Here is a 7,731-nt window from a genome sequence, read left to right as displayed (position 1 = left end):
CCACCCACCCGCCCACCGACCGTGCTGGTCCCCGGCCTCCGCGCCGGAACGACTCCCCCTCGGCGTCACCCCACCACCGCCGCACCACTGCACCTCCCCCGCTCCTCCTGCCGAGCCGAGTGCCCCGCGCGCACCGCCGACCGGCGCCCTCCCCGCGCGCCAGCCCCGCGCGCCCGGACGGCCGCCGGCACACGGAAGCCGGCCGGCCCCGTGGCGGGGGCCGACCGGCTTCGCGGCACGGTGTGACGTCAGGCGCTGGGCGCGACCTTGCTCAGACCGTTGATCACGCGGTCCATGGCGTCGCCGCCCCGCGGGTCGGTCAGGTTGGCCAGCATCTTCAACGTGAAGCGCATCAGCATCGGGTGGGTGAGCCCGCGGTCGGTGGCGAGCTTCATGACCTTCGGGTTGCCGATCAGCTTCACGAACGCCCGGCCGAGCGTGTAGTAGCCGCCGTAGGTCTCCTGGAGGACCTTCGGGTAGCTGCGCAGCGCGAGTTCCCGCTGTTCCGGCGTGCGCCGCGCGTGGGCCTGGGTGATGACCTCGGCGGCGATGGCACCGGACTCCATGGCGTAGGCGATGCCCTCGCCGTTGAACGGGTTGACCAGGCCGCCGGAGTCACCGACGAGCATCAGGCCGCGGCTGTAGTGCGGCTTGCGGTTGAACGCCATGGGGAGCGCGGCCCCGCGGATCGGCCCGGTCATGTTCTCCGGCGTGTACCCCCACTCCTCGGGCATCGACGCGCACCAGGCCTTGAGCACCTCGCGCCAGTCCAGCTCCCGGAAGGCGCTGGAGCTGTTGAGGATGCCCAGCCCGACGTTGGAGGTGCCGTCGCCCATGCCGAAGATCCACCCGTAGCCGGGGAGGAGCCGCGGCTCGGTGCCGCGACGGTCCCACAGCTCCAGCCACGACTCGAGGTAGTCGTCGTCGTGGCGGGGCGAGGTGAAGTAGGTGCGGACGGCGACGCCCATCGGCCGCCGCTCGTTGCGGTGGAGACCCATCGCGAGGGAGAGCCGCGAGGAGTTGCCGTCGGCCGCGATGACGACCGGCGCGCGGAAGGTGACGGGCTTCTTCTCCTCGCCGAGCTTGGCCGTCACACCGATCATCCTGCCGGTGCGGTCGTCCAGCAGCGGGCCGGAGACGTTGCAGCGCTCGTGCAGCCGTGCGCCCGCCTTCTGGGCCTGGCGGGCGAGCTGCTCGTCGAAGTCGTCGCGCTTGCGGACGAGTCCGTAGTCCGGGTAGCTGGCGAGCTCCGGCCAGTCCAGCTGGATGCGCTGGCCGCCGCCGATGATGCGCAGCCCCTTGTTGCGCAGCCAGCCGGCTTCCTCGGAGATGTCGATGCCCATCGACACCAGCTGCTTGGTGGCGCGCGGCGTGAGGCCGTCGCCGCAGACCTTCTCGCGGGGGAAGGAGGTCTTCTCCAGCAGCAGGACGTCCAGCCCCGACCGGGCGAGGTGGTAGGCGGCGGCGGAGCCGCCGGGCCCCGCCCCGACGACGATCACGTCCGCGCGGTCCGCTGCGGTGTTGTCCTGCGCCGTGGTCGGCTCGGTCGGCTCGGTCACGTGCGGCTCTCCGATCGTTGCAAGGGGGAGGGTCCCCGAGTCTGGGTACGGACCGGGCACCCGGCCTGTCGGCGCGGCCGCCCGGCGCCGGTCCGGGCGGCGCCCGGACCGGCGGTGGTCAGGCCGCGTCGTCGGCCGCGGGCCGGTCGGCGGGTGCGGGCTTCGTCCCGCGGTGCAGGGTGACGATGCCGCCCGACAGGTTGCGCCAGGCGACGGACGTCCAGCCGGCGTGCTGCAGTTCGCGGGCGAGCCCCGGCTGGTCGGGCCAGGCGCGGATGGACTCCGCGAGGTACACGTAGGCCTCGGGGCTGCTCGACACCTTCCGTGCCACCGGCGGCAGCGCACGCATCAGGTACTCGCTGTAGACGGTGCGCAGCGGCGCCCAGGTGGGGTGGCTGAACTCGCAGATCACCAGGCGACCGCCGGGGCGGGTCACCCGCAGCATCTCGCGGAGGGCGGTGTCGACGTCCTGCACGTTGCGCAGGCCGAAGGAGATGGTGACGGCGTCGAACACGTCGTCGGCGAAGGGCAGTCGGGTGGCGTCGCCGGCCGTGAAGGGCATCCACGGCACGCGGCGGCGGCCTTCCGACAGCATCCCCTGGCTGAAGTCGCAGGGGACCGTGTAGGCACCAGCGTCGGCGAAGGGGAGGGAGGAGGTACCGGTGCCGGCCGCCAGGTCCAGCACCCGTTGGCCGGGGCGGGCACCGACGGCGTCGGCCACCGCCCTGCGCCAGCGGCGGTTCTGGCCCAGGGCCAGCACGTCGTTGGTGAGGTCGTACTTCGCGGCCACCGCGTCGAACATGGCGGCGACCTCGCTCGGCTGCTTGTCCAGGGAAGCGCGGGTCACCCGGTCATTGTCGCGCGTCGGGCGGGCCGGTATGCGGCGGGGTGGCCGGGCGAGCCGCGGCAGGCGGGGGCGCGCGGTTGTGCTGCGCGTGCGCCCCCGGGCTGCGCTGGTGGGGGCCGCGGGGCGCGTGTGGTCGTCCCGTCGGATGCGCCGATGGTCATGTTGTAGCGTTCGTCCGCGTGCCGTCACGTCGTACGCCCGCCAGCGCCCGCCGCCTCGCCCGGCTCCGCCGCACGATCCTGGTGGTGTGCCTGCTGGTCGGCGGCTCCGTCACCCTGATCGCGACCCGCGGTTCCGACGACGTCGAGGTCGCCGACGACGGCCGGTCGGCCGCGGCGGGCACGGACCCCGACGGGGGCGGCGACGGTGAGGAACCGCTGGCCTCCGCCACGCAGCGCCCGTCCCCTCCTCCCATACCGGTGCCGGAGTCGGGCCCCGGCACCTTCACCACGGCCGCCGCCGACGCCGCACCGGTCGGCAACCCCGACGGCACGCTCTACCGGTACCGGGTCCAGGTGGAGGACGGCATCGAACTCGACGCCGAGACCGCTGCCGCTGAGGTCCACGCGATCCTCGGGCACGAGCGCGGCTGGACCAACGACGGCGACAGCGCTTTCGAGTTGGTGGCGGGCGACGACACGGACCTCAACGTCATCATCGCCACTCCCGGGACGGTGGACGAGCTGTGCGGCCGGTGGGGGCTGGACACCCGGGGCGAGGTGAACTGCCGGGTCGACGACGACGTGGTGGTCAACCTGCTGCGCTGGGTCGAGGGATCACCGCAGTTCGACGGACCGATCCAGGAGTACCGGGCGCTGGTCGTCAACCACGAGGTCGGCCACCGCATCGGCCACGGGCACTCCGGCTGTCCCGGCGAGGGGATGCCGGCCCCGGCCATGATGCAGCAGATCAAGGGGCTGGACGGCTGCGTCGCCAACGCGTGGCCGTACGACGAGGACGGCGAGTACATCGACGGGCCCTGGGTGCCCTGAGGGCGCGTGTGAGACCCCGCGTCGGATCAGTTCGCGACGTCGGATGCGGTCGGCTGCACGGCGGAGGGGCGCCCTCGTACCGGCTTGTATCCGGGCGTCCTTCGACAACGCGGCAGATGGCCGTAGCCGGCGTCGCGGGCCCGGCGTGGGGTCTCACCCACGCTCTGAAAGCTGCCCGGACGCCGCTGGGGCCGGCCCGACGCCAGGGCCCGGGGCGCCTCAGGAGAGGTAGCGCTGCACCTCGGTCGCGGGCCGCAACCGTGCCTCGTCGGGGTCGTCGCCGAACTCGATCTTCGCCCGCCGCTGCCGCAGCAGGTCCCAGCACTGGTCCAGCTCCCGCTGGATACCGACGAGGCGGTCGCGCTCCTCGTCGCCCTCCCGCGTCGCGTCCGTGAGCCGGCCCCGCAGCTCCCGCTCCGTGTCGACGAGTTCCCGGACGCGGGAGAGGATCTCGCGCTGCCCGTCGTCACCCTGCTGCTCGCCGGCCTCCCGCTGCCCGGGGCTCCGCTGTTCCGCTGCCATCCCGGCCACCTCCTCGCATCTCAGGCTAGGTCCGGCACCGTGCCGCCGCGATCGGGCGCCGGCTCGTGGGCCGGCGCGCGGTGCGTCGGCCCACGGCACGGCCGGGGCGGGGCGGCCGGCCGCCCCGTGCAACCGCACGGGATTCGTTGCCTCACCGTGACGTCGCACCGCGATGTCGCGCCGTGCCTGCCTTGCTACTGTGCCGCGATGCGACGACTCCGAGCCCTTCCCGCAGCCCTGCTCCTGGCCGCTCTGCCGCTCACCGCGTGCGGGTCGGGCGGCGACGACGACGAGGACGCCGACCGCGCCGGCGACGCCGCGGAGGGGTCCGGGGACTCCGACGACGGGGCAGGGGCCGACGAGAGCGACGACGACGCCTCGGCGGACTCCGACGAGGCGGACGACGCGGACGCGGACACGGACGGCGACGATGCCGAGGCCGACGGGTCGGCGGGCGAGGAGGCCGAGAAGGACACCGACACCGGTTCCGGCACCGACGGCTCCTCCGGCGGCAAGGGCCCGTCCGTCGCGGACGTCGCCGGGGCGTTCGAGGACTGCTCCGACGTGGAACCGCTGGTCGAGGACTTCGTGGGGAACCTGCCACTGGAGGGCCGCACCAGCTCGGACGACGCCACCGTCTGCAACTGGGAGCGGTCCGACGTCAGCGACGTCGCCGACGTGGCCGCCTTCAGCGTCACCATCGAACGCGGGCCGGGCGAGTCCACGCCGATCGACCTGTTCGCCGACGAGGACATGCTGGAGGTGGTGCCGGACCGCGCCGTCGAGGCCGCGGGCGGTGTCGCCTACGCCGTGGTGGTGGACACCGGCGGTGTCACGATGGTCGCCTCGACCGTGCAGCTCCCGAACGTGCAGGTGACGACGGTCAGCAGCAGCGCCGGGTCCCTCCCCGAGATGTCGGCCCAGGACGGCGTGGACATCTCCAAGAAGATCCTCGACATCGGCTGACCGGGCAGCTTCCGAGGCACGGGCCGCGGGCCGCCTGGTTCAGCCCGCCGCGGCGCCGCCCGTCGCACCGGACGGCGCGGCCGCGCCCCGGGCGGCGATGCGCTGCCGTGCCGCCTCGTACAGCACCACGCTCGCCGCGTTGGCCGCGTTGAGCGAGCTGGCGGAACCGGTCATCGGGATCGACACCGTCTCGTCGCACAGCTCCCGCCAGGCGGGGCTGAGGCCGGCGGTCTCGTTGCCGACGGCCAGCAGCACGGGGCGGGTCAGGTCGCACGAGAAGACGTCGGTGTCCCCGTCCTCGTCGGTGCCGATGACGGTGACGGCGGTGCCCGCGGCACGCGCCCGGCCCAGCCACTCCGCGACCTCCCGGTGGCCCGGGGCGCGGACCGTGGGCAGCCCGAAGAGGGAACCCGTGCTGGCCCGCACCGACTTGGGGTCGTAGACGTCGGCCGCGTGCCCCGTGACCACGACACCGTGGGCGCCGAAGGAGTCGGCGGAGCGGATGACCGAGCCGACGTTCCCCGGGCTGGTGGGCCGGTCGAAGGCCACCCCGAGGAACTCCGGCCCCACCGGGATCCGGGAGAAGTCGTCCGGCGGCATCTCCACCACGGCGAGCAGCTCGGTGCCGTCCTCCCGCTCCCCGAGCTCCGCCAGCAGCTCCGGGGCCATGGCCCAGCACTCGGCCGAGGTCGAGGCCAGCAGCTCCCGCGCCCAGCGGGACAGCCGCCGGTCCGCGTCGTACACCAACGCCCGCACGGTCCAGCCCTGTTCGACGGCGAGCGTCACCGGGCGCACGCCGTGCACCAGGAACTCCCGGCCCCGGTGCCGCTTGGAGCGGTTGGCCAACAGCGCCTGCCACTGCTGGAAGCGGGCGTTGCGGGTGGTGATGCGGCGTGGTGCCACGGTGGTCCTTCGCGTCGGTGCGGACGTGCGTGCCGGGTGCGGCGCGCGGTCAGCCCGCGTCGATCAGCTTCAGCTCCGGGTGCGCGGTGCCGCCGTCGATCGCCGTGCTGGACAGGTGGGAGACGACGCGGTCGTCCACCGGGTCCTGCGCGGGGTCGTCGTGGACGACGAGGTGCTCGTAGGTGGTGGCCCGCTGCGCCGGGACCCGGCCCGCGGCGCGGATCAGGTGCAGCAGCTCCATGCGGTTGGAGCGGTGCTTGGCGCCGGCGGAGGAGACGACGTTCTCCTCCAGCATGACCGAGCCCAGGTCGTCGGCGCCGTAGTGCAGCGACAGCTGGCCGACCTCCTTGCCGGTGGTCAGCCAGGAGCCCTGGATGTGGGCGACGTTGTCGAAGAAGATCCGCGCGATGGCGATCATCCGCAGGTACTCGAAGAGCGTCGCCTGCGTCCGGCCGCGGAGCTTGTTGTTCTGCGGCTGGTAGGTGTACGGAATGAAGGCGCGGAAGCCGCCGGTGCGGTCCTGCACGTCGCGGATCATCCGCAGGTGCTCGATGCGTTCGGCGTTGGTCTCGCCGGTGCCCATCAGCATGGTGGAGGTGGACTCCACGCCCAGCGTGTGCGCCGCCTCCATGATCTCCAGCCAGCGCTCGCCGGACTCCTTGAGCGGGGCGATGGCCTTGCGCGGCCGCTCCGGCAGGAGTTCGGCGCCCGCCCCCGCGAAGGAGTCCAGCCCCGCCTCGTGGATGCGGCGGATCGCCTCCTCCGGCGTGACGCCGGAGATGCGCGCCATGTGCTCCACCTCGGAGGCACCCAGCGAGTGGATCACCAGCTGCGGGAACGCCTCCTTGATCGCGCGGAAGTGGCGCTCGTAGTACTCCACGCCGAAGTCGGGGTGGTGGCCGCCCTGGAACATGATCTGGGTGCCGCCCAGCTCCACCGTCTCGGCGCAGCGGCGCAGGATGTCGTCGAGGTCACGGACCCAGACATCCTCGCTCTTCGGCGCGGCGTAGAACGCGCAGAACTTGCACGCGGTGACGCACGAGTTGGTGTAGTTGATGTTCCGCTCGATGATGTACGTGGCGATGTGCTCCGTGCCGGCGTAACGCCGGCGGCGCACCGCGTCGGCGGCGCGGCCGAGCGCGTGCAGCGGGGCGTGCCGGTACAGCTCCAGCGCTTCCTCGGCGCTGATCCGGCCGCCGTCGGCGGCACGGTCGAGCGTGGACTGGAGCTCGGCGCTGAAGGCCATGGTCGGTCCCCTCCGCGGGTTGCTGAAGACCGGACCAGCGTACGCCCCCGCCCCGGCCGGTCGAGCGCCAGCGCCCCCGCGGCAACCCCGGCCGGCGCCGGGGTTGCCGCGGGGGGCCGCGCCGGGCGGCTCAGCCCTTCCGGGTCAGCGGCCCCTCGGCGCCGTTGCGGATGTCGGTGCTGAACAGCAGCACGTCCTCCTCGCCGGTGCCCAGGAAGATCTGGAACGGTTCCTCCTCGCAGGCGCCGGCGGTCGACTCCTCGGGGACCACCTCGGCGTCGAGCACGATCTCGGTCTCCGTGACCCGGTCGAGGGTGAGCCGGTCGACGCAGTTGCTGATCGGGAGCAGCGGCGTGTGGACGAGGACCCCCACCTCGTCGCCGGGGGCGCCCGGTTCGAGGGTGATGGTGATGGTCCCCGCGGGGAGGCCGCCCATGAACGTCGTCTCGCCCTCCCACACGCCGGCGTGGCGCTCGCGGACGGTCCCGTCGTGGCCGTCCGCCGGGTCCGCCGCCTCGCCCCCGTCGGGCCCCGGGCCTGCGGTGTCGGTGTCCCCGGTGTTCCCGGCGTCCTCGCGGAGCAGCAGGTGGCCGCCGACGCCGGCGCCGAGGGCGAGGACCACGCCGAGTACGGCGAGCAGCGGACCGCGCCGCCGCCGCTTCCGGTCCGTGCCGGGGGCGGCGGCCCCGGTGGTCG

The 7,731-nt window shown here is 73.7% G+C and carries 7 protein-coding genes and 1 pseudogene; 2 read left to right on the top strand and 6 right to left on the bottom strand.

What is annotated here, in order from left to right:
• Positions 1 to 248: 248 nt before the first annotated feature.
• Together HCN52_RS19120 and HCN52_RS19115 are read right to left on the bottom strand one after the other, a co-directional pair.
• On the bottom strand, positions 249 to 1,559 hold the full coding sequence (locus HCN52_RS19120) for a geranylgeranyl reductase family protein (RefSeq protein ID WP_168089684.1): 1,311 nt from the start codon (positions 1,557 to 1,559) through the stop codon (positions 249 to 251).
• Positions 1,560 to 1,677: 118 nt separating this feature from the next.
• On the bottom strand, positions 1,678 to 2,406 hold the full coding sequence (locus tag HCN52_RS19115; RefSeq protein ID WP_168089683.1) for a demethylmenaquinone methyltransferase: 729 nt from the start codon (positions 2,404 to 2,406) through the stop codon (positions 1,678 to 1,680).
• Positions 2,407 to 2,585: 179 nt separating this feature from the next.
• Here HCN52_RS19115 and HCN52_RS19110 point away from each other — a divergent pair, with 179 nt between their 5' ends.
• Positions 2,586 to 3,398, top strand: coding sequence for a DUF3152 domain-containing protein (locus HCN52_RS19110; RefSeq protein ID WP_312876780.1), 813 nt, complete (start codon positions 2,586 to 2,588; stop codon positions 3,396 to 3,398).
• 219 nt (positions 3,399 to 3,617) lie between these two features.
• Here the strand turns inward: HCN52_RS19110 and HCN52_RS19105 are convergent, their stop codons facing one another.
• Positions 3,618 to 3,920 (bottom strand): DUF2630 family protein, encoded by a 303-nt coding sequence (locus HCN52_RS19105; RefSeq protein WP_168089681.1) that lies wholly within the window; start codon positions 3,918 to 3,920, stop codon positions 3,618 to 3,620.
• 207 nt (positions 3,921 to 4,127) lie between these two features.
• On the opposite strand from HCN52_RS19105, the gene HCN52_RS19100 reads away from it, so the two are divergent.
• The gene (locus HCN52_RS19100; protein ID WP_168089680.1) at positions 4,128 to 4,886 is read left to right on the top strand and encodes a hypothetical protein; all 759 of its coding nucleotides are present in this window, start codon (positions 4,128 to 4,130) and stop codon (positions 4,884 to 4,886) included.
• Between the two features lie 39 nt (positions 4,887 to 4,925).
• Here the strand turns inward: HCN52_RS19100 and HCN52_RS19095 are convergent, their stop codons facing one another.
• The 3 genes and pseudogenes from HCN52_RS19095 to HCN52_RS19085 form a co-directional block, all read right to left on the bottom strand.
• Positions 4,926 to 5,789: a TrmH family RNA methyltransferase gene (locus tag HCN52_RS19095; RefSeq protein ID WP_168089679.1), complete on the bottom strand. Its 864-nt coding sequence runs from the start codon at positions 5,787 to 5,789 to the stop codon at positions 4,926 to 4,928.
• Positions 5,790 to 5,838: 49 nt separating this feature from the next.
• Positions 5,839 to 7,035 carry a cyclic dehypoxanthinyl futalosine synthase gene (gene mqnC / locus HCN52_RS19090; protein WP_168089678.1) on the bottom strand — a complete coding sequence of 399 codons (1,197 nt, stop codon included), beginning with the start codon at positions 7,033 to 7,035 and terminating at the stop codon, positions 5,839 to 5,841.
• A gap of 130 nt (positions 7,036 to 7,165) precedes the next feature.
• Positions 7,166 to 7,731 (bottom strand): annotated as a pseudogene (locus HCN52_RS19085) (hypothetical protein); the annotation flags it as partial.

Origin of the sequence: Streptomyces bohaiensis, assembly GCF_012033785.1 — a bacterium.
GTDB classification, from domain to species: Bacteria; Actinomycetota; Actinomycetes; order Streptomycetales; family Streptomycetaceae; genus Streptomyces; species Streptomyces bohaiensis.
The sequence above is the reverse complement of the archived record's forward strand: the minus strand, read 5'-3'. Positions and strand labels throughout refer to the sequence as shown.